Raw genomic sequence first — 26,800 nt, 5'->3', positions numbered from 1 at the left:
GGACCTACTTTAGCGAAAATCACCGGGTATTAATATGGGCAGGATAATGACTTGAATGCTAAGGGCACCCTCCCACCCCTTGCGGCGAATCCCGCTATAGGACGGCATCATTGCCATGGGAACTTTCTCTTGGGCCCTACGGCGATAGAATTATCGGCCAATGAAAATCATGCGTCGGTGACACAGCAGCGGATAATACCATTACCTTGCGCATGATAAGGATTGAAAATACCTGCCATTATAGTGTCAGGCCACATCCCGGTGGATTTTATCATCATGCCAGGTTCACACCAGAGTATGAGCGCCGGGTAAAAAATTGTTACCGCTGATTATAAATCATAGACAATCATAAAAATATGCTTTATTTTTTAATGGAGAAACTTAGTATTAATAGAGCCATTGAAGGGTTCTAAAAAACTAAACATTATATGGGGCGATACAGTGGATTTCATTTTTAAGCCAGCCGCATTCGTAATAATAATCTTATTGGGTTACGTATTCAAAACAATAGGATTTCTTGAAAAAAAAGATGTAAATATTGTAACTAAATTATTGCTCAATGTCACTTTGCCAGCAGCAGTTATTGAAGCTTTCGCCCAGATAACTATCAATGGAAATATGTTATTTATTGTTGTGGCAGGTTTTCTGTGTAGTTTATTGCCAATGTTGATCATGTATGTGCTATCCGTCAATAGCGCATCCGATGTACGCGCATTTACTATGATCAATATGTCTGGATTTAACATCGGTTGCTTTAGCCTCCCGTTTGTCCAGGCTTTTTTCGGGGCGAAAGCGACCGTGCTGGCATGTCTTTTCGATACCGGTAATGCGATTATGATGACCGGAGGCTCATATGCCATTACGTCCACATTATTGAAGACAAACCCCGAAGAAAAAAACTCACCCTTAGCAATTTTAATGAAATTTATAAAATCTTTTCCATTTGATGTCTATATACTAATGCTCATTATTTCGTTTTGTGGATTTCATATTCCGCAATCAATATTGACATTGCTAAATCCTATCGCCCAGGCGAATTCATTTTTAGCTATGTTAATGATCGGCATGATGTTTAATCCTCAACTCAACGCCGTTAAAGTTAAGCTGGCTTTGAAAATAGTCATGGTAAGGCTCATCTTTGGCGGGTGCTTTTCTTTAATTTTATTTAATTTACCCGGTTTTGATCTTTTTACACGTCAGATCCTTTCCATTATAGCCTTTGCTCCGGCAAGTACGCTGGCTCCTGTTTATACGGTCAAATGCCATGGCGATGGAGAATTGTCAAGTTTCACCAACAGCCTGACTATTTTCGTTAGTCTTGTTGTAATGACAATTGTAACGTTACGCTACATTGCCGTTTGAGGTATCCATCTCGATAACCGCGGTCCGCCGGCAATAATACGGCTATTTATCCGGCCGAGGTAATTTACTACTGCGTATATTTTACTCCATTTCCCGCAGTGATTTATCAGACCGCTACGTTCGTTGGCAAGACCGAGGGATGGCCGCCTCGGGCAGCACTTCGCGCCAACGCGGTTCAAAGTCGTTTTGTTGGCGCTGCCACTGCCAACAGAAAAATTTCAATTGAGCATAACATCACAAACCCGTGCCTTATTGTAGATATTTTTTCTACTCTGCAACAACTCTAGCGATGTTTATCAACTTCATGATCAAGGCTACACTACGTGAAACGGTGGTGAACCTGGTATCGTATTACGTGTTAACCATAGGGGAATCACTCTTCGCGGAAACGATTTTAGATCAGGTTTAAAGAAATTTAGCCGCCGAATTCAGATGGAAAAATCCAAGGATCGGGCATTTATTTCAGCTTATTGCCCTTCAAAATCATATGACTATTAAGAGATATTGACAATGGAAAAAGACATTACCTGCGTTTTCACCCTAAAACTGGGCGAAGGGAAATTTCCGGCTTTTCGTGATTTGGTTGCCGATATAGTCGCGTCAACGGCCAAGGAGCCGGGCACGCTGTCTTATGTTTACAGCGTAAGCGACGATGAAAAGACCGCCCATATTGTCGAGCGGTATCGGCCGGACGCCCTTGTCAGCCATGTTGATAACACCTTTGCCCCTTTTGCCGATGAGTTTCTCTCCCTGGTCACCATTACCGCTCTCACCGTCTATGGTGAGCCCGACGCGGAAATTAAAAAAAGATTGGATCCGTTCGGCGCTGTTTATATGAGGCCGTTTGACGGCTTTACCCGTTAAATAGTTATGTATTCACTGCTATTTGCCTGACTGATAAGGCATGGAGGTTACAATTGAAACTTTATGTCTACGACCATTGTCCATTCTGCGTTCGCGCCCGCATGATTTTTGGGTTGAAAAACATCCCGTGCGACATCGTTATCCTGCCGAACGATGATGAAACGACACCGATCGGCCTGATCGGTAAAAAAATGCTACCCATTCTTGTTACTGACGATGGTGAAACGATTGACGAGAGTCTGGATATCGTGCGCCATATTGATGAAACAAATGCCGTACCCTATTTGACACGTTCGTATAACCCAAAGATTGATGATTGGATTGATAACGCTTCCAGCTTGATTTATAAACTCGCCGTTCCGCGCTGGGCCTACTCCGACTACCCGGAATTTAAGGCAATAACGTCCAGGCAATATTTTATCGATAAAAAACAGGCGGTCTTTGGCAATTTCTCCGATTTGATCAAGCAGAGTCCCGCTCTCATTGCCGATATAAACCAAGCGCTTGTCAAACTGGACGCGTTGCTGGTGGACAATCAATTAAGCGACGCAACAGGATCGCTTGCCGAGATTCTTCTGTTCCCGTTGCTTCGCTCGCTGTCGATAGTGCAAGGCATTGTGTGGCCTCCAGAGGTGGATAACTGGCGTAAGCGCATGGCGATGAAATCTGCCGTGCCCCTTAATGATCCCATGGCCTTGTAACTTTTATTATGATCTGTACTGCATCAACAACAGAGTGCGGATAAAATTGAATCCATCAGCCATCCGATCATATATATGTTACATATGAAAATATTTATAACAGGCGCCACGGGTTATATCGGCGGGTCGGTTGCTGTCTACCTTAGCAACGCCGGACACCAGATCCGCGGCCTGGTGCGTAATCAGGAAAAGATAAGCCTGCTGGCGGAACGGGGAATAGCGCCCGTTTTCGGCGATTTGCATGATGTCGATTTACTCATTCATGAAGCAAGGCAAGCGGATATTGTCGTTAATGCAGCGAACAGTGATGACGAAAATACTATTGATGCATTTTTGTCAGCGCTGCAAGACAGCGGAAAATCCCTTATCCATACCAGCGGTACCAGCGTCGTTGCCGATGCCGCCGGTGGAAACAGCCTCAGCCGGACCGTCTTTGAGGAACAACAACCGCTGATGGTACCGCCGGCAAAGCAGGCCAGAAGGAATCTCGACCTTAAGGTGCTGGCGGCGAGGGGAATGCGCGGCATCGTGCTGTGCAACAGCTTGATATACGGGGAGGGGAAGCTCCCTGAAACACAGAGTGTCCAGATCCCTCTTCTTGTCAATCAGGCGCGCGCAAGCGGAGTGGTGCGCATAGTGGGAAAAGGATTAAATAGCTGGTCTAACGTGCACATCGACGATGTGAGCGAACTTTATCGCCTGGCGGTAGAAAGTGCGCCCGCGGGCGCCTTTTATTTTGTGGAAAACGGCGAAACGTCCTTTGCCGAATTAGGCCGGGCGATTTCCGAGCGTTTGCATCTGGCCGCCCCTGAAAGCTGGACTGAAGAAGAAGCGGCAAAAGTATGGGGACTGGCGCGCGCACGCTATTCTCTGGGTTCAAACAGCCGGGTCCGGTCCAACCGCGCCCGCCAAGAACTTGGCTGGAAACCGAACTACGCTTCCGTTATTGACTGGATCCGCGGGGAAATGAAAATCTGACCGCCGCTATGGTGCAAGTGTTTAAGCGCAGTTTTCAACTACACATGCCTCGCCCCGCTATCAGACGAAATTGTCTTCGCCAAAAACCGTGATGGCGAAATCCAGAAAACTGCGCAATTTGGGCGTTATTCTTTTGTCCGGCGCGTAGACCACATGCAGCGGGCGCGTGGGCACTGAATATTCCCTGAGAACCACTGCAAGTCTTCCCGCTTCAATGTGCGGTCCGACAAGCTCCGCCGGCTGCATGGCGATGCCGAAGCCCGCCAGTGTGGCGCTGATCAAGGCCTCACCGCTATCCAGCAGCAGACGCCCGGTCACGGGAACCGTGACGCGGCCCTTTGGACCGGCAAAAACCCACTGGGTGCGCAACGATGTATGAGTGAAAATCAGGCATTCATGCCCTAGCAAATCCTCGGGTTCATTCAGCGGCGGCGCGGTTAAGAGGTATGAGGGAGCGGCACAGGCTATCAGACGATATGGCGCCAGCGTTTTTGCTTTAAGCCCGCTCTCCGCCAGTTCCCCGACGCGAAATACCGCGTCATATCCTTCATCGATGAGGTCAACCAGCCTGTTGGAAAGGGTTAGCTCAACCGAGACCTCGGGGTAATGTTTGAGAAAAACGGGCAGCCGTGGGGCCAGGGCATTAACGCCAAAGGTGACCGGTGCGTTGATTTTCAACCGGCCACGGGGGACTGCGCGCGCTTGCTCAGCGAAAGATTCCGCGGCCTCTACCTCGGCGAGAATGATTTTTGCCCGTTCATAAAAATGTCGACCCGCTTCGGTCAGGCTATGTTGTCGGGTAGTTCTATTCAGGAGCCGCACGCCCAGATGTTGCTCAAGCACGGAGACATGTTTACCGACCAGTTGAGGAGACATCGCCAGCGCATCTGCCGCTGCGCTGAAAGAGCCAAGCTCCACTGATTTCACGTAAACCGCCATGCTGGTGAGCCGATCCATTAGAAACAACCTGATTTGAATGAATAGCGTCCCAATTTATCACATTATCTATCAAAATTGCGCACAGATAAGTCCGCCATTGGATGATCACCGCGGATTTTTTTAATTACGGTTTATTTAGGAATCTTGTCAAATCCTGGGTAAAACGAAGCGGGTTTTTAAAAGCCAGAAAATGATCGCCCTGCTCTTCTTTTGTATAGATAAATAATTCCGACCCCGGTATCGCGGCATGCATCCATTTTTGACTGGGTACATTATGGCTGTAATCACCGGTGAAAATCGCGGTTGGGACATTGATCTTAGAGCGGATGACGTCACGCCAGTCGTTGGTGGCGTGGTCAAACAGAACCAGTGAAAGGAAATGAGGGTCGTTTTTTATAAACTCATGGGCCAAGGCCTCCGAGTTCTGGAAATATAAGGAGTCCATCGCCATATAGCGCTCCATGGCGGCCGTATCCACAATCTGGTTATTGACCGGTATCCCCTGGGTAAAGGCGCCGACCATGCGTTCCGGCGAGGTCGTCATTCCCCCCGCTTCCTGGCGTTCTTTCTCCGACCAGTCCGAATGGGTATAGATAGAAATCGGTTCATCAATAAAAGCCAGCTTACTGATATTTTTGGTGCCGAAAAGGTCAATATATGACCAAATCACCGATGCGCCCATGGACCACCCGCATAAATTAACGGATTTTGCGCCAATATGATCGATAAACTCGTTGAGATCCATACCATAGCGTGACAAACGGTTACCGTATTCCACATTTTGCGACAGTCCCTGGTTACGCGGGTCGAGTACATAGACATGATATTTTTTACTCAGTAAATACATCACATTGAAATACTCCGCCCCATTAGCCGACCATCCGGGAACAAATATTAACGGCTCGCCGGAACCTGCTTCCCAGTAGCTGAGTTTCACGTCGTCATTAGTGGTGAAGTTATTAATCTGCAATCCGTTAAAATCAGACAACTTAAGCGGCAATCCTTCAATTTTATTTGGAAAAGTAAAATCCTTACCTAACGCCGTTACCGCGTCGGCTGCCAGGACAGCGCCAGTGAACGTCATCAACGAAATAATACCGGCTATTTTAAATGATAGATGCATAGACTTATACCTGTGGTCGTGATCCGACGTAAACCCGCGGGAGGACGTGAATTGATTAAGAGATCAATAAGACTATATGAGTGGGACGTCGGGATAAAGGGCGTTGCTGCGTTAACATTAGAAATATATTGTTGTTAATCGTCCCGCCGTACCGCCCGTTATACCGGGATATGCTTGCGGGCATATTTTATCGTCATCAGATACACAATGATGCCGGCAATGCCAAGCATGACGCCGACGTAAGCGGTGGACACCCACCCAAAGCCATACGAAATCGCCAGCCCGCCAAGGTATGCCCCCATGGCATTGGCGATATTCAACGCGGAGTGGTTCATGGCAGCGGCCAGCGTCTGGGAATCATTGGCGACATCCATCAGGCGGATCTGCAGTGACGGCAGCAGTACCGAAGTCGTCCCGATAAGAAACGTGGCCAAAAGGCCGGATGCCACATAAAGCGCCAGAAAAGGGAAAATGGCCATGATAAAAACATTCCATAGCAGCGCCCAGCCGATTATCTTCAGCACATCGCCGTTGGCAAGTTTTCCGCCGGCCAGGTTGCCGGCAATCATACCCAGCCCGAAAGCGGCCATCACCCAGGGTATCAGTCTGGCCGACATCCCCGACGTATGGATAAGCGTGGGCGCGATATAACTGAAAATGGCAAACATGCCGCCGAAACCAATGGCGCCCACCAGCAGCGTAAGCAGCACCTGCGAATTCCTCAGCGCGCCCAGCTCCCGTAACGGATGCGCGCCGGCATCTCCTTCACGGAATGGCACGAAACGGGCAATGAGCAGGCATGTCACTAATCCGACTGCGCCCACAAAGGCAAAAACGATATGCCAGCTGAAAAGCTGCCCAATCCATGAGCCGAGGGGAACACCCACCAGCGTGGCCACCGTCAGGCCCAGCATCATCCTGCTTAACGCGCTTCCGCGCTTTCCCACAGGCACCAGTGATGCCGCGACAAGGGACGCCACGCCGAAATAGGCCCCGTGCGGCAGCCCCGTCAGGAATCGTGCGATGACCAGACTATAATAGCCGGGGGCAAGCGCACTGGCGGCATTCCCGGCGAAAAATACCGCCATCAGCGCCAGCAGAAGGTATTTGCGCGACATCCGCGCCGCCAGCACGGCGATAACCGGAGCGCCGACCACCACGCCAAGGGCATAGCTTGCGATGGCGTTGCCCGCCTGCGGTTCGGTAATGCGCAGCGAATGCGCTACATCGGGCAACATTCCCATCATGATGAATTCGCCGGTGCCAATGCCGAATCCGCCCAATGCCAGGGCAAACTGCGCCCACCCCGCACCCTTTGTGTAGCCTGTTTCATCGATCTGTTTGTGCAAGATATCATCCCGTCGCATTGTGTTCTGGCGGGCATAATCCCCCACAGAAAAATTATTAATTTAAACGTTACTTAGCCCCGATGGCCTTATCGGCCGTCGAATTTTGCTGTGATAACTATAAAAAGTAATCGATTACTTTACAATAAACGTTTGATAATCTCCGCGCCGATAGCGGGACCGTATCTTTTAGGCAACAGCGCAGAAGGGTACGCCATGAATGCAGGCTGTATTTCGTTATTTCACCAGCCGGATAGCGAGGAATAAGGACGCTATTTCTGCGTCCTTTCCGCAGGGTCTTATAGCGTCGCTATTACTTTAGATTTTCAGGAAAATTAGCAGGCAGTTCATCTGCCGCGCAATTTATTACCGTTTCGTTATCCGCGCCGCAATCGCGAATAAAGGTTATCGTCGCAAATTCGTCTATCACCTCCGTGGGGTAGACTGGACCTTGTTCGCGTAGCAATGCCATTTCCTTAAGATGATCATTCTGAAAACAAACCGTTTTTTCGGGATGATCAATGACCCAGCGCGGGAAAAATATGGTGCCGTGAAAGATATTGTCTTCCAGATTCGCGATCAGGCTGACATCCGTGCCGGTGGGCTCTGTCCAGGATATTTTATAGACTTTATTGGCGACGCGAACGATAAACGCTTGCTGATCCCTCACCCAGCGATTCCCTACAATCCCGCTGTGGATGCGGTAGTCAAGTGTGGTGGCGTTTTTCACATAAATTTCATAATTCCAACCATTATCATAGGTATACACCAGATGTTTACCGACAAAACCGCTTAAATCGTTCTTATCAAAGGTATTCATACTCTTTTCCTCATCCGTTTTTTATACTATAAACATTTTATTGTTAGATTAAAAAACGTATTATCTGAACATATTAAACGAAATTTTGGATTGGTTTATGGCACTAAAAACCACCCTGGAGCAATGGGAATTATTGCAATCCATTGTGCAAGAAGGCAGCTTTGCCAAGGCGGCCGAAAAATTCAACCGCAGCCAGTCGGCCATAAGTTATAAAGTCGCTTTATTGCAGGACAGGCTGGGGTTGCCCCTGTTGGCCATCAACGGGCGTAAGGCGGAGCTGACCAAGGAAGGCTTCTGCCTGCTTGAGCAGGCGAAACCCTTGTTGCGATCGTTTTACGCGCTGGAAAAACGCGCCTTAATGCTAACAAAAGGCGACAAGATGCGCGTGCGCATGGCTGTTGACAGTATTTTCCCCAAACATCATCTCTTCGGTGCAATGCGCGCCTTTCAGCGCCAGTACCCGGCTATTTGCATCGACCTGATGGAAGTGCTTCGCAGCGAGACCACCGAACAGCTGATAGCCCGCCAGGCCGATCTCTACCTGGTTACCTGGCGTGACGATCTGACGGCCAAAGGTAACAAACTTATTGAACTCACCTTTATGGCGGTGGCCAATGCTTCCCATCCGTTACTGTCGCAGCCCTACCCGATCATGGACAACGCCCTGGCCTCATGGCCGCGTATTGAACTGACCCATATCAGTCAGGATGCGCCGCCAAAAGAAGCCGTTTCCGTGACGGACAGTTGGACATTCACCACCATTGAATCCGCCATAGACGCGGTGGTCCATGGCATCGGCTATGGTTGGTTGCCCATTGAGCACATTGAAAAACAGCTACAGTCCGGTGAACTTGTTCCCTTACCGCTGATGTATGGCCAGACCCGCTCAACCGCCCTTTATCTGGTCATTGACGAAAACAGCAAGATTTTTGATAACGAGATCAATGCGCTGGCCCGGCATCTCTCTTTTTTTGTCTCGCAGTCATAGACTATCCCGCCGCCCACTGGTGAATATCAAACAAGGCCGGATTACTGTAGCCGATAGCGATGATAATCATGCCGTGGTAAGCCAGGGTCGTCCAGGCAGAAGTAAGGGTCATTTCCTGCCCACCGCCGGTACCCGCGGAGGTAAATACCCTGGCCACTTTGCCTGGCAGTGCGCCTTTTGCCCAAAGTCCGCGGTCTGGTCAAGGAAATGACGCATTTGTCCCGACATGTTACCGAAATGAGTTGGCGTGCCGAAGATAATCGCATCATAGCCGCCCAACTCATGTGGCGAAGCTAGCCCGGCCTGCTGCGCCATGTGTTCGCGGTTGCGCCGTAGCGGAAGCCGACATTATCAGCCGCGGCGCTATTTGCGAACGCCCAGCGCGGCAATTTCAGCCTCACTTAACGCCAATGCATGGTTACTACCGCTTTGCGAAGCCTGAACCGCTGCCTCAAGCACCGCCATAACCGCCAGCGACTGCAAAGGGGGCACGGGATTTGCCCCCCTGCCGTTTAACGCATCGCAGACCTGTATATAAAATTGACGTTGATCCCCCGCCGGGGTGGGCAACATAAGCGGATTTTCATCACCGGCATAGAGTATCAACTCATCATTATCTTCACCCCAGCCGGCGCTTCCCGGTACCACGCCCGCCACCAATTGGCTTTCCTGGCGGTCGGCCCGTTGTTTTACCACGCTGCCTTTCGTGCCATGCACACTGAAGCGCGAAACACCACCGGACACCAGCATGCTGCTGTGCAGGATGACCCGGTGCGCGGGATAATTAAGGACCACGTGAGCCCAGTCATCAATCTTCGCATTATCGCGCAGCGTGGCAATATTACCCTGCACGCTATCCGGCAAGCCGAACAACTGCAGGGCCTGATCTATCAGGTGCGGTCCGATATCGAACCACAGCCCGCCGCCCGGGGCATTCTGTTCGCGCCAGCGTTCGCGCACCTGCGGCCGGAAGCGATCGATATGTGACTCAAACTGCACGACCCGCCCGATGCGGCCCTGCTCAATGACCTGCCGAACGCCAAGGTAATCACTGTCCCAGCGGCGATTATGGAAGACACTGAGTTGGCGCCGGCGGAGGCTGGCTAATTCGATAAGTTCCCGCGCTTCTTTCATATCCAGCGTGAAAGGCTTATCCACTACCACATGCTTATTGTTCTCCAGCGCATAACGCGCCAGCGGCGCATGGCTAATATTAGGGGAAGCGATCACCACCAGATCCACCTCCGGATGGGCAATCGCCTGATGTGGATCGGCTATCACCTGCACATCGGGGAGATCGGCCTGTACCTTGCGCGCATCGCGCGAAGCCACGAACCGCAAGCGCAGGCCCGGGGTGGCGCGCAGTAAAGGAGCATGGAATGTCTTGCCGGAAAAGCCATAGCCGATGAGCGCCACGTTCAGCGTCTTACCGGCCTGTGCGGTTAGGTTACTCATAGTGTTCTCCTGGTATATCATTACCGATGACGTCAACTATTATCGGGGAATCCTCATCCAGCTCATCCCAGGGGCGATCGATGAACAGACGATGAATCTCCGTCAGTTCCGCCACCCGATGCGGCTCGCATCGGTTGAGCTTGAGATAATCAGCGACCAGCCAGTGCTGCGCGCTGATAGCGAGCATAGTGCGCTTCACTTCGGCATCCGCTTCTTCGCTGGCGCTGAGTCCCAGGCGGGGGTGCAGGGCACAGGCGCCAAGCACGGCAATGTCGGCCCGGTAGCGTTGCAACATGGCAAGCGTGGCGGCACCGGCAAACAAACGCTGACGCTGGTCCCAACTGCCGCCCAACAAAATCAGTTCAATGTCCGGTCGATCGCTCAGGCAATGGGCGATATCCAGCGATGCGGTAATGACACGGGCCGGCCCGCGCAGCGCGCCGGCTACCGCCAGCACGGTGGTGCCGGCGTCCAGCACCAACGTGCTTCCCGCGGGAATGTGCGCCGCCACCGCCTGGCCCAGTCGTTGTTTAGAGGCGCACAGCAGGTTGCTACGCACTTTGCGCGCCATGGCCGCCACGTCCAACGCAATCGCCCCGCCGTGGTTTTTCTGTGCGAGTCCCTGCCGCTCCAAATCGAGCAGATCCCGGCGTACCGTATCAACCGAAACCGCAAGAGCCGCGGCCAATTGTGCAATGCTGATTTGCCCTTTCTCGCTTAAGAGCGTCAGTAGATAGCGTTGGCGTGCAGCTTTGTGCATAATAAAATCATCCTTTCCCGCATTAAACTGCACAATACAGCAAATTAATGCAAGAGCCAATCAACTTTAAGCATTGCGTGGGGTGTTCCAGAACAGGCGCGGGCGGCGGACAATACCGTTTAAGGAATCTTTACACAGGGGCGTGAACCCGCTAATATTGCACGCAGACATCGGGATTCAGGTCCTTTTGCGTAAGCGTTAACGTCAACCAACGCGCTTTTGGCAGGCTATGACTGCTCATTGTGCGATAATTGATATGGCTCAGCTCCAGACACCCTTGGTCCCCCCTTCCCTTGTTTCTAATTCCGGCTTTTTTCTTTTTATCGTGCTGCTTACGGCCGCAAACCTGCGCGCGCCCATTACCGCGATCGGTCCGGTTCTCGACAATATTCGCGCTACCTTTGGCTTAAGCGCATCCGCCGCGGGATGGCTGAATTTTATTCCCCTCATCATGTTTGCCGCGCTAGCCCCGGCCGCATCCTGGCTCGGTAACCGCGCCGGGTTGGAAAAAAGCCTGTGGGGCGGGGTTTGTCTGATTACCCTGGGGTCGTTACTGCGAATCAGCGGCAGCGAGGCCGGGCTCTGGTCGGGCACGCTTATCCTCAGTATCGGCATCGCCGCGGCTAATGTACTTTTGCCGCCGCTTATTAAACGTGATTTCAAAAACCATACCGCGAAATATATCGGCCTTTATGCCTCGACCATGTCCATTACCGCCAGTCTTGCCTCCGGTATCGCGGTGCCGCTGGCGCGGGCCGGCAATGCGGGTTGGTTTCTTTCCGTGGGTATTTGGACGACGCTGCCGCTGATCGCGGCCATTGCCTGGTTGCCTCAGTTGAAAAAGACAAAACGTCCCGCCGCGAACATAAAAATGCGCGGGGAAACCCGGTTAAGAAACCCCTGGCGCTCGGTACTTGGCTGGCAAGTCTCATTGTTTATGGCGCTGCATTCGATGGTTTTTTATACCCTTATCGATTGGTTTACTCCCTTTGCGCAGGACAAGGGTTTTAGCCAGATGACGGCCGGCTGGCTGCTTTTCGTCTATCAGGCAACGGCTATTATTGCCAACCTGATGTGTATGTTGGCGCTGAAAAAATTCCGGGATCAGCGACTGATCGGCTTTATTGCCTCATTCGCCATTTTCACCGGCCTCTCGGGCTTATTGCTGGCTCCGTCCCTGGCATTGCTCTGGCTTATTATCGCGGGCCTGGGCGCGGGCGCCTCCATGGTGACCTGCCTTTCCCTGTTCAATTTGCGCGCCGGGGATCATGCCCAGGCGGCCCACCTCTCGGGGATGGCGCAATGCGTCGGTTATGGGCTGGCGGCAGTGGGTCCTCTTTTTTTCGGCATTCTGCACGAGCACGGCGGCGACTGGTCAGGGCCCCTGCTCATGCTGCTTGCCATGAGCTTGCTGCAATTGATTATCGCCCCCCTTGCTGGCAGGAATAAGCAAATAGGCTGATAGGTGAATAGCGGCAAGGCACTGAAACTATCGCGCCGGGCAGGCTTAAGCACTGGCCCGTGCAATAAAGTGCCAGTTCAACATGACGCGTTCCGCCGGGGCGTCCGGGTTATCAATTTTTTTAAGCAGCAGGGAAACGGCCTGGCGGCCTATTTCCCGCGACGGCTGCTCAATGGTGGTGAGCTGGGGCGACACCATCTCGGCCAGTTCAGAACCGTCGAAACCGACTACCGCGATATCGCGCGGAATGGACAGTCCGGCGGCTTCAATGGCGCGCATGGCGCCCGCCGCCAGCGTATCGGATACGGCAAACACCGCATCCGGGCGCGGATCCGCATCCAGCAATGTTTCCATGGCCGCCTTGCCCGCCCTGCTGCTCAGGTCGCTGGCATACGCAATGGCTTCATAACCGGGGGCCTGCCGGCGCAGTATCGTTTTATAGCCCCGCTCCCTGAGCTGGGCATATTTGTAGCTGAGATCGTGATTGATAAGCGCAATACGACGGCATCCGCGTTTCAGCAAATGCCGGACGGCATGCTCTGCCGCGTCGGTATCATTGATACCGACGCAGGAAACGTTGCCGGCATCGGCATATTCCGCGCACTGTACCCACGGCGTCTGGCCAATCATGGCGCTGAGCTCGGGCAAGGTTGAAAACGCATCCATGGTAATAATGCCATCGACCATTTTGCCCGAGAGCAATCCCAGGCTTGATTTTGACCGTTCGATGTCCGAATTCGAGTTGCATAGCAGGATACGGTAGCCGTTTTTTTCCGCTTCTTCTTCAATCCCTTTCACCACCACGGCACAGAAGGGATTGGCGATATTCGAGACCATCACCAGGATCATGGAGCTTCTGGCGGTTCTCAGTTGACGGGCCAGCAGGTTGGGCTGGTAATTGCTGGCGCGGATAGCCGCCAAAACGCGCTCGCGGTTATGGACTTTCACGGTATCACTGTTATTCAGCACCCGGGACACCGTCGCCACCGAGACTCCCGCCAGTTTAGCTATTTTCTGAATCGACATTACGACAACACATCCTGCGGTCATCACCCTATTACCAGAGGCTACCACAGTTTACTTGCGGCATGAATCAAAGCCCGGCGTTTCTGTCTGCGCGCCGGGCGTCCGTTCTCAATCGGCGACGGTAACCCAGCCCTGCTGCCGGTGGCTTTGCACGATGGCATCAATAACGCGCATCACGCCGGCACCCTCATAAAAGGTGGCGAACGGGCTGCAGCCCTTCGCCGGCGCCCGGCCGTCGCGCACGGCGGTATAAAATTGCAGCATCATGTTCTTGAACGCATCCGGCCAGCCTTCAATGTGCCCTCCGGGGAAGTGCGCACTGTGCGCCACGTCGGCGTTCATCAGCCCCGGATCGTCGGAAAGCAACTGGTTGGCCGCTGTTCGATGCCCTATCCACAATTGCTGCGGCGTTTCCTGATCCCAGGCGACGGAAGCATCGCTGCCGTTCACTTCAAAACTCAGCCGGTTTTTTCTGCCCGCGCTGACCTGCGACACACTGAAACAGCCTTTACTTCCGTCGTCAAAGCGGAACAGGACAAACCCCATATCTTCCGTGGTAACCGGGCGGTCTTCGTAACGCGCGTCCTGTTGCCCGGCGGAAAACGTCGAATTGCCCCGCATATTGGCTTTACGTGTTGGCCAGACGGTGGATAAATCCGCCATGACCGCGGTAATCCGCCGGCCGGTGACAAACTGCACCGTGTCGCACCAGTGCGAGCCGATATCCGCCACGGCGCGGGAGCTGCCCCCAAGGGCGGCGTCCACGCGCCAGTTGTAATCGGTCTCCAGCAGCATCCAGTCCTGCAGGTAGCTGCCGTGCGCCGAAAACAACCGGCCCAACCGCCCGTGGCGCAGCATACTGGCGGCCTGCTGCACCATGGCGAACTGCCGGTAGACGAAACTGACGCCGTGCACCACCCCTGCCTGCTCGGCCAGGGCAACCAGTTCGCCCGCCTCAAGGGCGGTCAGGCACAAGGGTTTTTCTGAAAAAACATGTTTGCCGGCGCGCAGGATTTTGCGGTTGATGTCGGCATGCAAATGGTTGGGCGTACAGTTATGCACCACATCGAGTCCGGGATGGGCCAGCAAGTCATCAATGTCGCCGTAAGCATAAGGAACATTCAGCTGCGCCGCTTTAGCCTTGGCGTCGGCCAGCGGCGTATCGCACAGCGCCACCACCTCGACAAATCCCAGCCGGCGGATGGCTTCAATATGGGCAGGGCCGATAAAACCCGTGCCGGCGATACCGACGTTAATCATGAGTAGCATCCTCCCCCAGCCCCAGCATACGGCGCGCGTCTGCGCGGTCCTCATTGCCGGCGGCAAAATCATCAAAAGCCCGGGCGGCGACCGGAATAATATGGCGGCGGATAAAGTCGCCGCCTTCACGGGCGCCGGTTTCGCCGTCCTTCAGGCAGCATTCCCATTCCAACACCGCCCAGCCGTCGAAGTCATACTGGGACAGCTTGCTGAATATTGCTTTAAAATCAATCTGACCGTCGCCCGGAGAGCGGAAACGCCCCGGCCTGTCCATCCAGTTCTGATAGCCGCCGTAAACACCGCTGCGCCCGCTTGCCGCAAATTCCGCATCCTTGACATGGAAGGCTTTGATGCGCGAGTGATACCGATCGATAAATGCCAGATAGTCCATATGCTGCAGGTGCAGATGGCTGGGATCGAACAAGATGTTACAGCGCGGATGGTTATCCACCAGCGCCAGGAAACGTTCGAACGTGGCGCCGTCGTGCAGGTCCTCGCCCGGATGGATCTCAAAACATACATCAACCCCGTTCTGGTCAAAACAGTCCAGTATCGGCCGCCAGCGCAGCGCCAGTTCATTAAACGCCTCGTCCAGCAGCGTCTGGTTATGCGGCGGCCAGGGATAGAAATACGGCCAGGCCAGCGAGCCGGAAAAGGTGGCGTGCGCCGTTAATCCCAGCTTTGCGGACGCGGCGGCTGCCTGTTTCAACGCCTGGGTCGCCCATGCCCGGCGCGCCCCCGGGTTTCCCCTGACGGTAACAGGAGCAAAGCCATCGAACGCCAGGTCATAGGCGGGGTGGACGGCGATAAGCTGCCCCTCGAGGTGGGTGGAAAGCTCGCTAATGGTCAGTCCGTGGCCAGCCAGTGTTTCCAGGATTTCATCGCAATAGATCTGGCTGGCGGCGGCTTTTTCCAGGTCAAATATCGCCTTGTGATTACAAGGGATCTGCAAGGCGGTATATCCCAGCGAGGCGGCCCACTGCGCCAGCCCGTCAAGCGTATTAAACGGGGGTTGCTTCCCGATAAACTGGGACAAAAAAATGCCCGGACCTTTAATCGTTTTCATTACATCTCCCAAACTCAAACATGCTCTGGCTCTTTATATTTAAAGTAAAAGAAGAAAATTACCGCGATAACGGCGGCGGACACCGCCGGGATCCACCAAAAGATGACCCACGCCTGCGGCACTGTCTGTCCCGCCACCAGGCGGTTGTAAAGCGCGCCGGAAATCTGCGAACCCAGCAGCATGCCGATGCCATAGGTAAACATGACGATCATGCTCTGCGCCTGCCCTTTGACCTTTGCGCCGGCGACGCGGTCGGTATAGATAAAACCGACGACAAAGAAAAAGTCGTAACACACGCCGTGCAGCAAAATGCCGAGATACAGCAGGAACCGGCCTTCCTCACTGACGCCCAGCGCGAAAAAGGCGTAGCGGACGAACCAGGCCAGCATGCCTATCAGCAGCATGTATTTGACGCCCAGCCGGCGGAATAGCAGGGGAATAACCAGCATAAAAAAGATTTCAGACATCTGGCCGAAGGACATGGCGGTGCTGACATCGCTGATGCCGACATCGGCAAGATATGACGCCGTATAGGCATAGTAGGTGCCCAGCGGTACGGAAATCAGCATGGCGCAGAGCGAAAACACAAAGAAATGGCGGATTTTCAGCAGCGCGAACGCATCGGCGCAGAACAGATCGCGCAGCGCCAGCGGCTGCCCTTTGGCCGGTGCCGGCGTATGGGGCAACGTCAGGCTGTAAACCGCCAGCAATACCGAGCAGATGCCCGCCACCCAGAAAATATTCACGCTGGCCGACACGCCGGTAACACCAATGAATATGCCCGCGACAATCCAACCGATGGTGCCGAATACGCGCACCACCGGGAAGCTTTTATCGACATTTTTCAGGCTGTGGAAGGCAATATTGTTGCCCAACGCCAGCGTCGGCATAAAACAGAGCGTATAGCCGAACAGCAGGGCAATAAGCAGCGTGCCGTTGCCATCGATCAATGCCTGCGGCACGAACCAGAGGATCGCCGCGCCGGCCAGATTCATCACCGCCATGACTTTCTGGGAAGCAAAAAAGCGATCGACCAGCATGCCCAGCACAAACGGGGACAAAATCGAAGCGATGGGCCCCGCCGAGAACGCGTCGCCAATCAGCAACGACATATTGTGATGCGCCATCACCAGCCCCAGGGTAACCGACCAACTTCCCCAGATAAAAAATTGTAAAAACATCATCAGGGACAGCCGCGGTATCAGGAACCGATGCTGTACTTGGCTGACTTCACTGCTTTCCAGTGTTGACATCATGAGTTGCCTCGCCTTAAAAAGTAATCGATTACAAAACGTGTTTGCACAAAAGTAATCGATTACAAATTAATTATCCCGCTCTTTATAACAAATTTGCGATTTGAATCACGATAAAACCCCGGTTAAAAACGCCCGGTTCAACGATGGCCAATCCCTTCGAGATAGGCGCAGAACATATCCGCCATGGCGTCGGAATAGGCGGTGATCTCGGCGGCGGTACGGGGACCCGCGGAAAAATGTTTCCCCACGGTACTGAGGGTCGTCATGATCAGGTCGCTTGCCAATGCCCGGGTTGTTAGCGACGCGTTGGGCAGCACCTCCCGCATAAAGGCTTGCACAGTCTGGTCGATCGCCGCCTGGGCCTCATGCGCCTCGGGGACATCCCGATAGAGGGGTGCGGCATCATTGAGCGCCACGCGCATCTCGGCCTCCTCGCATTCGGAGCGAATAAAGGCGTGCACTAATATGCGCAAACGCTCCAGCGGCGGTGTCCCGCCATCGTCAAGGATGCGCCGCAGTAATTCCGTAGTTTGCCGCCATTCATCGCTTTGGAGACGAAAAAGGATCGACGCCTTATTCGGGAAATACTGATACACCGATCCAATGCTCACACCGGCCCTTTCGGCAACCCGCGCGGTGGTGAACCGCGGCGCGCCCTCTTCCTTTAAAACCTGAGTAGCCGCTTCGAGAATCGCGGCCACAAGCTCTGCCGAACGCGCCTGCTGGGGTATTTTTCGTGAGGAAATCTGCGGGTTTCGGCGATGGGTCATGGGGGCCCTGGCAACGTGAAGGTGAACGCGAATAGGAAACATGACGAATTAGTCGTATTCTAAAACGCGAGTAATTACTCATATTATCCGGCCGCCGCAAGGCGGTCAACATCAGCCCTCCACTATCGGACACTTTTATGATCACCACACTCTCCACCGCTCCGCTGGCTCCCCTGCTGGATCGCCTGTTCAAACAGGCGGACGAGGCGCGCAGTCCGGCCTGGGCGGCAATGGCGCACGAAGAACGCGAACGCTTTATGCACAGCAAGACTGACTATCTCGCGCTCTATGGGCACCTGAAAGACCTCTGGCTGCCGGTCTCGCGCGAAACCGGCACGCTTCTTTATATGCTGGCGCGCAGCGCCAATGCACGCACCATCGTGGAGTTCGGCACGTCGTTCGGCATCTCGACGTTATACCTGGCGGCGGCGCTGCGCGACAACGGCGGCGGCCGGCTTATCACCAGCGAGTTTGAACCGTCTAAGCTGGCGCAGGCGCGCGCGAATCTGACCGCCGGCGGGCTGATCGACCTGGTGGAGATCAGGGCCGGCGACGCGCTCAAAACGCTGGCCGCCGATCTGCCCCCGTCCATCGACCTGCTGTTGCTGGATGGCGCCAAGTCGCTCTATAGCGATATCCTTAGCCTGGTCGAAAAGCGGCTGCGGCCGGGGGCGCTCATCGTCGCCGACAATACCGACTACAGCCCCGATTATCTGGCGCGCGTGCGCTCGCCCGCCGGGGGCTACCTGTCCACGCCATTCGCCCAAGACGTGGAATTGTCCATCAAACTCGGTTGAGCATGACTTCCCATGTTTTTCATTCAGGCGATGCCATTACGCCAATATTCATTACCGGCGCCACGGGGTGGCGCTTTGCGGGGATTAATGCATTATGACTGATACGCTTAAGCGGGATCCCGCGCAGAAACGCCTCATGCTGCTGATGGCGATCTTGTTTGTTTCCTATTTGTGCGTGGCCATTCCTCTCCCTGTCATTCCCGTATTCGTGACCGGGAAACTGGGGTTCGGCAATGTTTACGCAGGTCTCGGCGTTGGCGTCGCCTTCCTGTCGACGGTATTGACCCGCGGCTATGCCGGCAACCTGGCCGACCGCCGTGGCGCCAGGTATGCGGTCAGGATGGGGCTGGGCTTTTATACGTGCGGGGCGCTCATTTCGTCGGGGGCGGGATTTTTGCCCTACGCCCCCTGGCTTGCGTATCTGGTTCTTATCGCGGGCCGGTTGCTGGTCGGCCTGGGCGAAAGCCTGGTCGGCGTCGGCATTATCCTATGGGGGGTGGGTTTGGTGGGGCCCGCGCGTTCAGGCCAGGTACTGGCCCTGGTCGGCGCCGCCATTTACGGCGCCCTGGCCGTCGGCGGCCCGGTGGGACTGGCGCTGCTGAAATGGTTTGGCTTTTCCAGCACCATGGCTGTGAGCGCGCTGCTCTGCGCCCTGGGCCTGCTGGCGATCTGGCGCGTGGCCGGCGTCGCCCCGTCTGCGCACGGCAAACGCCCCGCCTTTACGAACGTGCTCGGCAGAATCTGGCTGCATGGGGTGGTCGTTTGCCTTCAAGGCATTGGATTTGCCGCTATCGGCGCGTTCTTCGCCCTCTATTTCCTGCATCAGGAATGGCATTACGCCGGGCTGGGCCTGACGGCTTTCGGCTGCGGATTCGTCCTGGTCCGCGTGCTATTTGGCCATCTGCCCGATCGCATGGGCGGCCTTCCCGTGGCGCTTGGATCGCTGGCAATCGAAGCCATCGGCCAGATTCTTATCTGGAGCGCGCACGATCCCTCCCTCGCCCTTGCCGGCGCATTCCTTACCGGACTCGGGTGCTCATTGGTCTTTCCGGCCATGGGGCGTGAAGTGGTTCATCTCGTGGAGCCGCATCTGCGCGGCAGCGCCATGGGCGGGTACGCGGCCTTCCAGGATCTCGCCTATGGCTTGACGGGGCCTGTGGCGGGATTTCTGGCGGACCGCGCCGGCTACGGCAGCCTATTTCTGGTCGGCGGGATTGCGGCGGCGATGGGCTTTTTCATCGCGCTTTATCTCTATCGCGCCAATACCGCCGTGGCTGCGCGCAACTCCCGCGCGTCGGGAGATTGACCACGTCAGCGCGTGCGCGGGTTATCCCTGCGCATTCGCCTACGGGCCTCCCAGGCCCTGTTGCTTGCAAATGCATTACTCGGGAGCGGTTTCGGGCCTGGCGGGAAACACCGCCGAGAAGAGGTTCAGATAGATTTGCTGCAAACCCTTATGCGTGGTTTGCCGCTGCTGTGTCAAGATACGCAGCATGGTTCCCTCGGTGAGCACCGCCATCAGCTCCGCCAGACTGGCGGCGGCGTCATGGCTCATCTCCGGATAGGCCTGCATTAGCATCTTGCAGCCCTCCCGGAAGAGTACGGCATCAACATCCAGCAGAATGCGGGCAATACGCGGATTGCGCGTCGCTTCCGCCGAGACCTCCAGCATCAGCGCCTGGTTGATTTCCGTCTCATCGCCATCCAAAAGCCGGTGATCCGCCAGCGCTGAAGCCATATGTTCCAGGTTGTTATCGTTATCAAGCATGAGTTGCACCCGATGCTTGACGATACGATGCGCGATTTCTTCGATAATCGCCTCTTTATTGGTGAAATAGCGGTATATCTGGCCGACGCTCAACTGGGATTGCGCCGCGATTTCAGCCATACCGGCGCCATGGAAACCGTGTTTACGAAAGCATAGGCGGGCAGCGGCAATAATCTGATCGCGCCGATCCGCAATTTTCTGTTGCCTGTCGGGCACCAGGGGTTTGTTTTTAGTTGCCATCAGATCTTAATCCTTTACCGGGGCCAGCAATAAATCTAGCGGTAAGCCGGTCTAAAAGGCAATCGCCAGGCGCCGATGATAGCGGACCGGGGGCGGTAAGCGCCAGGGCTACTGTCGCCACCCGCCGCCCAGAACTTTGTACAGGGTAATCTGTTGCTGCAGTAAATCCAGCTGCGTCGTGATTTGCGACTGTTGCGCGCTATAAAGCGAACGCTGAGCCACCAGCACAGACAGATAATTATCCACACCCTGGCGATAACGCATATTCGACGCATCGTAGTTTCGCTGGTTGGCCGCGGTATTCAGCGAACGGGCGTCCAGTTCGTCCTGATAGGTCGACTGGCCGGCCAGGGCGTCCGAGACTTCTTTAAACGCGGTTTGGATGGATTTTTCATAATTCGCCACCTCGATTTTTTGCGAGGTTTTAGCGATATCCAGATTGGCCCGGTTCACGCCGCCATCAAAAATCGGCAGGGTGATTGTCGGCACAAACGACCAGGCCGCGGTCCCTCCTTCCAGCAAATGTCCCAGGCTGCTGCTTGAGGATCCGCCCGCCGCCGTCAGGCTGATGCTTGGGAAAAATGCCGCCCGCGCCGCGCCGATATTGGCGTTAGCCGCTTTCAGGGTATGTTCGGCGGCAATAATATCCGGCCGCCGCGTCAGCAAATCGGACGGCAGGCCGGCCGGTGTCGCCGGGAAACGCCACTCTTTATTCAGGCGGGCATGCTCGGCCAGACCGGCGGGCAGCCCGGTTCCGGCCAGCAGGCGCAGCGCATTGATATCCTGCCGTACCTGGCGGGTATATTGCGTCACATCGGCCTGGGCGCTGCGCACCGTGGTTTCCGCTTGCGCCAAATCCTGCGAGGTGCTGACGCCGGCATCATAGCTGCGTTTGGTCAAATCATAGGATTGTTGCTGGCTGGCGGCGGTCTGTTGCGCCAACAGTAATAATTCATTGTCCGAACACAATGTCAAATATCCCGTCGCCACTTCGGCAATCAGGCTGATTTGCGTCGCCTGCTGCGTCGCCTCGGTCGACAGATAGCTTTCCAGACTTTTGTCGCGCAGACTGCGCACCCGGCCGAAAAAATCCATCTCCCAGGAAGTGACGCCCAGGCTGGCATCGTATTGATGGTAGGTTACCGGCCCGGAGCTTTGGGTCGAATACAGGTTCCCCGGCAAATGTTCCGCCGTTTGACTGGCGGACAAATCTACCGTGGGCAGCAGCGCGGCCCGGTCGATATGGAATTGCGCGCGCGCCGTCTCGACATTCAGCGCCGCCACCCGCAAATCGCGGTTATTGGCTAACGCCAGGCCGATCAGCTGATGCATGGCCGGGTCGGTAAAGAATGTTTGCCAGCGGATATCCGCGCCGTCCGCCGCCTTGCCGCGCTGGCCGGCGGCGTCCCAGTCCGCGGCCACCGGCATTGCCGGCCGGTGGTACGCCGGCTGCAAGGTACAGCCGGCCAGCGCCAGGGAAATCATAACAGGCACAAGAGCCGGAACCAGATAACGTTTATTCATGAGAGGTCGCCTCGGACTGCGATGCTTTTTTGTTTTTACGGGTGAACAGGTTGACCACGACGACATAAAACATCGGCACAAAAAAGATGGCCAGGAAGGTAGCGGTAAGCATGCCGCCCACCACGGCGGTGCCAATGGAATGTTGACTGCCCGATCCGGCGCCATGGGAAATCGTCAATGGCAAGACGCCGAGGATAAACGCCATCGAGGTCATGATAATGGGGCGGATCCGCAGCCTGGCCGCGTCAATGGCAGACTCGACCAGATCTTTGCCCTGCTTTTCATGCAGCTCTTTGGCGAACTCCACAATCAGGATGGCGTTCTTCGCCGCCAGCCCGACCGTGGTCAGCAGCCCGACCTGGAAAAAGACATCGTTTTGTAATCCGCGCAGCAATACCGCGCCGATGGTGCCCAACACGCCAAGCGGTACCACCAGCAGCACCGAAAAAGGTATGGACCAGCTCTCATACAAGGCGGCGAGGCAAAGGAATACCACCAGCACCGAAAGGCTGTACAGGGCCGGCGTCTGCGAGCCGGACAATTGTTCTTCATAAGACAGTCCGTGCCACTGCACGCTGAAGCCCTGCGGCAATTTGGCGGCGATGTCATTGACCGCCTTAACCGCGGCGCCCGAACTCAACCCGCTTGCCGGCGATCCCATAATCTCCACCGCCGAGACGCCGTTGAAACGTTCATAGCGGGGTGAGCCATAGATCCATTTACCGCTGCCGAAAGCCGAGAACGGTACCATCTGGCCGCTGCCGTTGCGGAAATACCATTTATCCAGATCTTCCGGGGTCACGCGCGATGAGGCGTTGCCCTGGATGTAGACCTGCTTGACGCGGTCCTCATACATAAACTGGTTTACATAGGTGGAACCCCAGGCGGCGGACAGCGTATCGTTGATATCGTCCAGGTTCAGGCCCAGCGCGCTGGCGCGCTCGTCATCAATAAGCAGCTGGTACTGCGGTTCGTCCTCCATCCCGTTGGGACGTACCGCCGTCAGGCGTTTATCCTGCGCGGCCAGTTGCAGGAACTGATTACGCGCCGCCATCAAGGCGTCATGGCCTTTGCCGGCGTTATCCTGCAGGTAGAAGTCAAAACCGGTCGCGTTGCCCAGCTCCATCACCGCCGGTGGGATCAGCGCAAAGGCCTTACCGTCTTTTAACGTGGCGAAGTGCTGCATGGCGCGGCCGGCCAGCGCCTGCACCGACAGGTTGCTGCCGCCGCGCTCGCTCCAGTCCTTGAGTTTGACAAACGCCATGGCGCTGTTCTGCCCGCGGCCGGAAAAGCTGAAGCCGTTGGCGGCGAATACCGAGCTCACCGAGGCGGATTCCTTGTCCAGCAGATAGTTTTCCATATCCATCAGGACCTGCTGGGTGCGCAGCGCCGAGGCGTTGGCCGGCAGGGTCACCTGCATCATCATCACGCCCTGGTCTTCGTCCGGCAGAAAGGACCCGGGAACACGGGTAAACAAATAACCGGTGGCCGCCACGATAAGCAGGTAAACCAGCATAAATACCCTGCGCCGTGAAATCACGCCGCCGACATAGCGGGTGTAATGCACGGTGCCCGAATCGAATTTGCGGTTAAACCAGCCGGAGAAACCACGCTGCGATCGCTCTCCCGCCGAGGCCCTGAGCAGGGTGGCGCATAATGCCGGCGTGAAAATCAGCGCCATCAGCACCGACAACGCCATTGCCGAAACAATGGTGATGGAGAACTGGCGATAAATAATCCCGGTGGAGCCGCTGAAAAAAGCCATCGGGACCAGCACCGCCGCCAGCACCAGGGCGATGCCAAACAACGCGCCCTGAATTTGCGCCATGGATTTGATGGTGGCGTCTTTCGGCCCGAGCTTTTCTTCGGACATGACCCGCTCGACGTTTTCCACCACCACGATGGCGTCATCCACCAGCAAGCCTATCGCCAGCACCATACCGAACATGGTCAGCGTATTGATCGAGTACCCAAAGGCCGCCAGTATGCCAAACGTACCAAGCAGGACCACGGGCACCACCATGGTGGTGATGAGCGTGGCGCGCAGATTTTGTAAAAACAGCAGCATGACGCAGAACACCAGCACAATGGCTTCAAACAAGGTTTTGACCACCTCTTCTATCGAGGCGCTGACCACCGGCGAGGTTTCGTACGGGTATTCGATCCTGACGTTGTCCGGCAGGGAAGACTGCAGACCGGCGATGGTGGCTTTGACCGCTTTGGCGGTATCCAGCACATTGGCGCCGCTGGCCAGCCTTAACGCCATCCCGGATGAAGGCTTGCCGTTAAAGGTTGACGAAATACTGTAATCTTCCGGCCCCAAATCAATTTTGGCGACATCGCGTAAGCGCACCTGCGAGCCATCGGTATTCACCTTAAGCAGGATATCTTCAAACTGTTTCACGCTTTCCAGGCGGGTTTTACCGATAATCGTGGCGCTGAATTTGGCATTCTTTACCGAAGGCAGCCCCCCCAGTTTACCGGAAGAAATTTGCACGTTTTGCCGGGTAATGGCGGTACTGACGTCGCTTGGGATCAAGGAATATTGATACAATTTGGCCGGGTCCAGCCAGATACGCATGGCGTATTCGGAACCCATCACCATAAAGTCGCCCACCCCTTTGGTACGGGCGATGGGGTCTTCCAGTTTGGACACCAGGAGATTGGCCAGATCGGAATCGCTCAATTTGCCGTCTTGCGAAATCAGGCTCACCACCATCATGAAATTGGCCTGATATTTAGCGACCCTCAGCCCTTGGGTGGTCACCTCGGTGGGCAATTGCGACTCCGCCAGCGAAACCTTGTTTTGTACCTGTACCTGCGCGGTATCCGGATCGGTGCCTTGATCGAAGGTCGCGATAATGGTGGCGCTGCCGTCGCTGTTACTTTGCGATTCAAGGTAACGGAGGTTGTCCAGGCCGTTCATTTGCTGTTCGATAACCTGCACCACGGTTTTTTGCGTGGTTTCCGCGCTTGCGCCAGGATAGGTCACGGAAACCGAAATAGCCGGAGGCGCGATATTAGGGTATTGGTTGATCGATAAAGACAAGATGGACAAGCCGCCCGCCAGCATAATGACGATGGCGATGACCCAGGCAAAAATGGGACGTTCGATAAAAAACTTCGACATCTTGTTTCCCCTATTGTGCCGACGGATCGGTCATCGAAGAGTTGTTGCTGCCCGTTGAGGCGACGGCGTTCCGACGTTCGCTGGCGTTAACCTTGATACCGGCGCGGATATTCTGGAGCCCGTCGGTAACGACTCTTTCACCGGCCTGCAGCCCCTGCACCACCAGCCACTCCCCGTCGATCATTTCGCCGGTGGCGACAGTGCGTTGTTCGATGGTGCCATCGGTTTTCACCACATAGACGTAAGGTTTACCTTTGACGTCATGGCCGACCGCTTCCTGGGGAATAAGAATGCCCTGCTCCTGCACGCCCTGGCGCAGGACCGCATGCACAAACATCCCCGGCAGCAGTTCGTTATGCGGGTTGGGGAACGATGCCCGCAGGGTTACCGATCCCGTCCCCTCATCCACCGTCACTTCAGAAAACTCCAGCTTGCCCTCCTGTTGATAGATGCTGCCGTCTTCTAGGGTCAGTTGTACCGCCGCGGCGTTATCGCCGGCCGATTTCAGATGGCCCTGCGCCAGCGCCCGGCGCAAACGCAAGAGATCCTGAGAGGATTCGCTGATATCGACGTACATCGGATCCAGCTGTTGGATGGTGGTCAGATAGCTCGTCTGCCCGCTGGTCACCAAAGCGCCCTCGGTGTATATCGACCGGCCGATATGGCCGGAAATCGGCGCCTTGACCTGGGTGTAATTCAGATTGACCCGCGCGGTTTCCACATCAGCGGCCGCTTCTTTGGCGGCGGCGACCGCATCGTCGTAAACCTGGCCGCTGACGGCGTGGGCTTCCGACAGCGGCTTGTAGCGTTTGGCCAGCGCAGCGGCGTTGGCGAACGTGGCCTGCGCCTTATCATAGGCGGCCTGATACGTGGCGGGGTCGATCTGATATAACGGCTGGCCGGCCTTCACCTCGGCACCCTCGGTGAAAAGCCGCTTCAGGATAATGCCGTCGACCTGCGGCCGGACCTCCGCGCCCTTTACCGCCGTGGTCCTGCCGGGTAATTGGGTGGTAAGTGTTACCGGCTGGGTATGTAGCGTGACAATACTGACTTGCGGTATGGCGGCTGGTTGTCCGGCCGTTGGCGAGGTCGAGTCATCACAGCCGGCAATCAACAAAAACATACTGATAATCAGTAATTTTGGATGCGTCATCGGTTCACTCTT

23 protein-coding genes and 1 pseudogene are annotated in these 26,800 nt (G+C 55.2%); 8 read left to right on the top strand and 16 right to left on the bottom strand.

Annotated elements, in window-relative coordinates:
• The first annotated feature begins 441 nt into the window (after nucleotides 1–441).
• From ABUK12_RS01065 to ABUK12_RS01050, 4 genes are all read left to right on the top strand, one after another.
• Nucleotides 442–1,362, top strand: a complete 921-nt coding sequence (locus ABUK12_RS01065; protein ID WP_410014547.1) for an AEC family transporter — start codon at nucleotides 442–444, stop codon at nucleotides 1,360–1,362.
• Nucleotides 1,363–1,872: 510 nt separating this feature from the next.
• Nucleotides 1,873–2,226, top strand: a complete 354-nt coding sequence (locus ABUK12_RS01060; RefSeq protein ID WP_410014546.1) for a putative quinol monooxygenase — start codon at nucleotides 1,873–1,875, stop codon at nucleotides 2,224–2,226.
• Nucleotides 2,227–2,279: 53 nt separating this feature from the next.
• Nucleotides 2,280–2,927, top strand: a complete 648-nt coding sequence (gene grxB / locus ABUK12_RS01055) for a glutaredoxin 2 (protein ID WP_410014545.1) — start codon at nucleotides 2,280–2,282, stop codon at nucleotides 2,925–2,927.
• An 84-nt stretch (nucleotides 2,928–3,011) separates the two neighbouring features.
• On the top strand, nucleotides 3,012–3,905 hold the full coding sequence (locus ABUK12_RS01050) for an NAD-dependent epimerase/dehydratase family protein (protein WP_410014544.1): 894 nt from the start codon (nucleotides 3,012–3,014) through the stop codon (nucleotides 3,903–3,905).
• A gap of 60 nt (nucleotides 3,906–3,965) precedes the next feature.
• Here the strand turns inward: ABUK12_RS01050 and ABUK12_RS01045 are convergent, their stop codons facing one another.
• From ABUK12_RS01045 to ABUK12_RS01030, 4 genes are all read right to left on the bottom strand, one after another.
• The gene (locus ABUK12_RS01045; protein WP_410014543.1) at nucleotides 3,966–4,862 is read right to left on the bottom strand and encodes a LysR family transcriptional regulator; all 897 of its coding nucleotides are present in this window, start codon (nucleotides 4,860–4,862) and stop codon (nucleotides 3,966–3,968) included.
• A gap of 106 nt (nucleotides 4,863–4,968) precedes the next feature.
• Nucleotides 4,969–5,967, bottom strand: a complete 999-nt coding sequence (locus ABUK12_RS01040) for an alpha/beta fold hydrolase (protein WP_410014542.1) — start codon at nucleotides 5,965–5,967, stop codon at nucleotides 4,969–4,971.
• A gap of 158 nt (nucleotides 5,968–6,125) precedes the next feature.
• Nucleotides 6,126–7,316, bottom strand: coding sequence for an MFS transporter (locus ABUK12_RS01035; RefSeq protein WP_410014541.1), 1,191 nt, complete (start codon nucleotides 7,314–7,316; stop codon nucleotides 6,126–6,128).
• Nucleotides 7,317–7,626: 310 nt separating this feature from the next.
• Complete coding sequence (locus ABUK12_RS01030; RefSeq protein WP_410014540.1) at nucleotides 7,627–8,133, bottom strand: phenolic acid decarboxylase; 507 nt, start codon at nucleotides 8,131–8,133, stop codon at nucleotides 7,627–7,629.
• A gap of 97 nt (nucleotides 8,134–8,230) precedes the next feature.
• On the opposite strand from ABUK12_RS01030, the gene ABUK12_RS01025 reads away from it, so the two are divergent.
• Entirely contained in the window at nucleotides 8,231–9,121 is an 891-nt protein-coding gene (locus ABUK12_RS01025; RefSeq protein ID WP_410014539.1) for a LysR family transcriptional regulator, read from the top strand.
• A gap of 4 nt (nucleotides 9,122–9,125) precedes the next feature.
• Here the strand turns inward: ABUK12_RS01025 and ABUK12_RS01020 are convergent.
• The 3 genes and pseudogenes from ABUK12_RS01020 to ABUK12_RS01010 all read right to left on the bottom strand — a co-directional run.
• Nucleotides 9,126–9,430 (bottom strand): annotated as a pseudogene (locus ABUK12_RS01020) (NAD(P)H-dependent oxidoreductase); the annotation flags it as partial.
• Nucleotides 9,431–9,484: 54 nt separating this feature from the next.
• Entirely contained in the window at nucleotides 9,485–10,576 is a 1,092-nt protein-coding gene (locus ABUK12_RS01015; protein WP_410014538.1) for an oxidoreductase, read from the bottom strand.
• Nucleotides 10,569–11,336 (bottom strand): DeoR/GlpR family DNA-binding transcription regulator, encoded by a 768-nt coding sequence (locus ABUK12_RS01010; protein WP_410014537.1) that lies wholly within the window; start codon nucleotides 11,334–11,336, stop codon nucleotides 10,569–10,571. Before ABUK12_RS01010 ends, ABUK12_RS01015 begins: the two co-directional genes overlap by 8 nt.
• 256 nt (nucleotides 11,337–11,592) lie before the next feature.
• On the opposite strand from ABUK12_RS01010, the gene ABUK12_RS01005 reads away from it, so the two are divergent.
• On the top strand, nucleotides 11,593–12,798 hold the full coding sequence (locus ABUK12_RS01005; RefSeq protein ID WP_410014536.1) for a CynX/NimT family MFS transporter: 1,206 nt from the start codon (nucleotides 11,593–11,595) through the stop codon (nucleotides 12,796–12,798).
• 45 nt (nucleotides 12,799–12,843) lie between these two features.
• On the opposite strand, the gene ABUK12_RS01000 is transcribed toward ABUK12_RS01005, so the two are convergent.
• From ABUK12_RS01000 to ABUK12_RS00980, 5 genes are all read right to left on the bottom strand, one after another.
• Nucleotides 12,844–13,824, bottom strand: a complete 981-nt coding sequence (locus ABUK12_RS01000) for a LacI family DNA-binding transcriptional regulator (protein ID WP_410014535.1) — start codon at nucleotides 13,822–13,824, stop codon at nucleotides 12,844–12,846.
• 108 nt (nucleotides 13,825–13,932) lie between these two features.
• Entirely contained in the window at nucleotides 13,933–15,084 is a 1,152-nt protein-coding gene (locus ABUK12_RS00995; protein WP_410014534.1) for a Gfo/Idh/MocA family protein, read from the bottom strand.
• Nucleotides 15,077–16,150, bottom strand: a complete 1,074-nt coding sequence (locus ABUK12_RS00990) for a sugar phosphate isomerase/epimerase family protein (RefSeq protein ID WP_410014533.1) — start codon at nucleotides 16,148–16,150, stop codon at nucleotides 15,077–15,079. The genes ABUK12_RS00995 and ABUK12_RS00990 overlap by 8 nt, the downstream gene beginning before the upstream one ends.
• A gap of 14 nt (nucleotides 16,151–16,164) precedes the next feature.
• A complete protein-coding gene (locus ABUK12_RS00985) occupies nucleotides 16,165–17,406 on the bottom strand; it encodes an MFS transporter (protein ID WP_410014532.1) in 1,242 nt (413 codons plus the stop codon).
• A gap of 137 nt (nucleotides 17,407–17,543) precedes the next feature.
• Nucleotides 17,544–18,176, bottom strand: coding sequence for a TetR family transcriptional regulator (locus tag ABUK12_RS00980; RefSeq protein ID WP_410014531.1), 633 nt, complete (start codon nucleotides 18,174–18,176; stop codon nucleotides 17,544–17,546).
• A 137-nt stretch (nucleotides 18,177–18,313) separates the two neighbouring features.
• Between ABUK12_RS00980 and ABUK12_RS00975 the strand changes: the two genes are divergently transcribed.
• Together ABUK12_RS00975 and ABUK12_RS00970 are read left to right on the top strand one after the other, a co-directional pair.
• Nucleotides 18,314–18,973, top strand: a complete 660-nt coding sequence (locus ABUK12_RS00975) for an O-methyltransferase (RefSeq protein ID WP_410014530.1) — start codon at nucleotides 18,314–18,316, stop codon at nucleotides 18,971–18,973.
• A gap of 94 nt (nucleotides 18,974–19,067) precedes the next feature.
• Complete coding sequence (locus ABUK12_RS00970; protein ID WP_410014529.1) at nucleotides 19,068–20,279, top strand: MFS transporter; 1,212 nt, start codon at nucleotides 19,068–19,070, stop codon at nucleotides 20,277–20,279.
• Between the two features lie 75 nt (nucleotides 20,280–20,354).
• Here the strand turns inward: ABUK12_RS00970 and ABUK12_RS00965 are convergent, their stop codons facing one another.
• The 4 genes from ABUK12_RS00965 to ABUK12_RS00950 form a co-directional block, all read right to left on the bottom strand.
• Nucleotides 20,355–20,981: a TetR/AcrR family transcriptional regulator gene (locus ABUK12_RS00965; protein WP_410014528.1), complete on the bottom strand. Its 627-nt coding sequence runs from the start codon at nucleotides 20,979–20,981 to the stop codon at nucleotides 20,355–20,357.
• 108 nt (nucleotides 20,982–21,089) lie between these two features.
• Nucleotides 21,090–22,505: an efflux transporter outer membrane subunit gene (locus ABUK12_RS00960; RefSeq protein ID WP_410014527.1), complete on the bottom strand. Its 1,416-nt coding sequence runs from the start codon at nucleotides 22,503–22,505 to the stop codon at nucleotides 21,090–21,092.
• A complete protein-coding gene (locus tag ABUK12_RS00955) occupies nucleotides 22,498–25,635 on the bottom strand; it encodes an efflux RND transporter permease subunit (RefSeq protein WP_410014526.1) in 3,138 nt (1,045 codons plus the stop codon). The genes ABUK12_RS00960 and ABUK12_RS00955 overlap by 8 nt, the downstream gene beginning before the upstream one ends.
• 10 nt (nucleotides 25,636–25,645) lie before the next feature.
• Nucleotides 25,646–26,788 carry an efflux RND transporter periplasmic adaptor subunit gene (locus ABUK12_RS00950; RefSeq protein ID WP_410014525.1) on the bottom strand — a complete coding sequence of 381 codons (1,143 nt, stop codon included), beginning with the start codon at nucleotides 26,786–26,788 and terminating at the stop codon, nucleotides 25,646–25,648.
• Nucleotides 26,789–26,800 lie beyond the last annotated feature (12 nt).

The organism is Sodalis sp. C49, assembly GCF_046352915.1.
Classification (GTDB): Bacteria; Pseudomonadota; Gammaproteobacteria; order Enterobacterales; family Enterobacteriaceae; genus Acerihabitans.
This window is presented reverse-complemented; position numbering and strand designations above follow the sequence as displayed.

Excerpts from the sequence above, each read along its gene's own strand:
- ABUK12_RS01025 (WP_410014539.1), top strand. The coding sequence starts at position 8,231 with ATGGCACTAAAAACCACCCTGGAGCAATGGGAATTATTGCAATCCATT.
- ABUK12_RS00970 (WP_410014529.1), top strand. The coding sequence starts at position 19,068 with ATGACTGATACGCTTAAGCGGGATCCCGCGCAGAAACGCCTCATGCTG.
- ABUK12_RS01005 (WP_410014536.1), top strand. The coding sequence starts at position 11,593 with ATGGCTCAGCTCCAGACACCCTTGGTCCCCCCTTCCCTTGTTTCTAAT.
- ABUK12_RS01040 (WP_410014542.1), bottom strand. The coding sequence starts at position 5,967 with ATGCATCTATCATTTAAAATAGCCGGTATTATTTCGTTGATGACGTTC.
- ABUK12_RS00965 (WP_410014528.1), bottom strand. The coding sequence starts at position 20,981 with ATGGCAACTAAAAACAAACCCCTGGTGCCCGACAGGCAACAGAAAATT.
- ABUK12_RS00995 (WP_410014534.1), bottom strand. The coding sequence starts at position 15,084 with ATGATTAACGTCGGTATCGCCGGCACGGGTTTTATCGGCCCTGCCCAT.
- ABUK12_RS01015 (WP_410014538.1), bottom strand. The coding sequence starts at position 10,576 with ATGAGTAACCTAACCGCACAGGCCGGTAAGACGCTGAACGTGGCGCTC.
- ABUK12_RS00990 (WP_410014533.1), bottom strand. The coding sequence starts at position 16,150 with ATGAAAACGATTAAAGGTCCGGGCATTTTTTTGTCCCAGTTTATCGGG.
- ABUK12_RS01010 (WP_410014537.1), bottom strand. The coding sequence starts at position 11,336 with ATGCACAAAGCTGCACGCCAACGCTATCTACTGACGCTCTTAAGCGAG.
- ABUK12_RS00950 (WP_410014525.1), bottom strand. The coding sequence starts at position 26,788 with ATGACGCATCCAAAATTACTGATTATCAGTATGTTTTTGTTGATTGCC.
- ABUK12_RS01000 (WP_410014535.1), bottom strand. The coding sequence starts at position 13,824 with ATGTCGATTCAGAAAATAGCTAAACTGGCGGGAGTCTCGGTGGCGACG.
- ABUK12_RS00985 (WP_410014532.1), bottom strand. The coding sequence starts at position 17,406 with ATGATGTCAACACTGGAAAGCAGTGAAGTCAGCCAAGTACAGCATCGG.
- ABUK12_RS00960 (WP_410014527.1), bottom strand. The coding sequence starts at position 22,505 with ATGAATAAACGTTATCTGGTTCCGGCTCTTGTGCCTGTTATGATTTCC.
- ABUK12_RS01060 (WP_410014546.1), top strand. The coding sequence starts at position 1,873 with ATGGAAAAAGACATTACCTGCGTTTTCACCCTAAAACTGGGCGAAGGG.
- ABUK12_RS01050 (WP_410014544.1), top strand. The coding sequence starts at position 3,012 with ATGAAAATATTTATAACAGGCGCCACGGGTTATATCGGCGGGTCGGTT.
- ABUK12_RS01030 (WP_410014540.1), bottom strand. The coding sequence starts at position 8,133 with ATGAATACCTTTGATAAGAACGATTTAAGCGGTTTTGTCGGTAAACAT.
- ABUK12_RS00980 (WP_410014531.1), bottom strand. The coding sequence starts at position 18,176 with ATGACCCATCGCCGAAACCCGCAGATTTCCTCACGAAAAATACCCCAG.
- ABUK12_RS01045 (WP_410014543.1), bottom strand. The coding sequence starts at position 4,862 with ATGGATCGGCTCACCAGCATGGCGGTTTACGTGAAATCAGTGGAGCTT.
- ABUK12_RS00955 (WP_410014526.1), bottom strand. The coding sequence starts at position 25,635 with ATGTCGAAGTTTTTTATCGAACGTCCCATTTTTGCCTGGGTCATCGCC.
- ABUK12_RS00975 (WP_410014530.1), top strand. The coding sequence starts at position 18,314 with ATGATCACCACACTCTCCACCGCTCCGCTGGCTCCCCTGCTGGATCGC.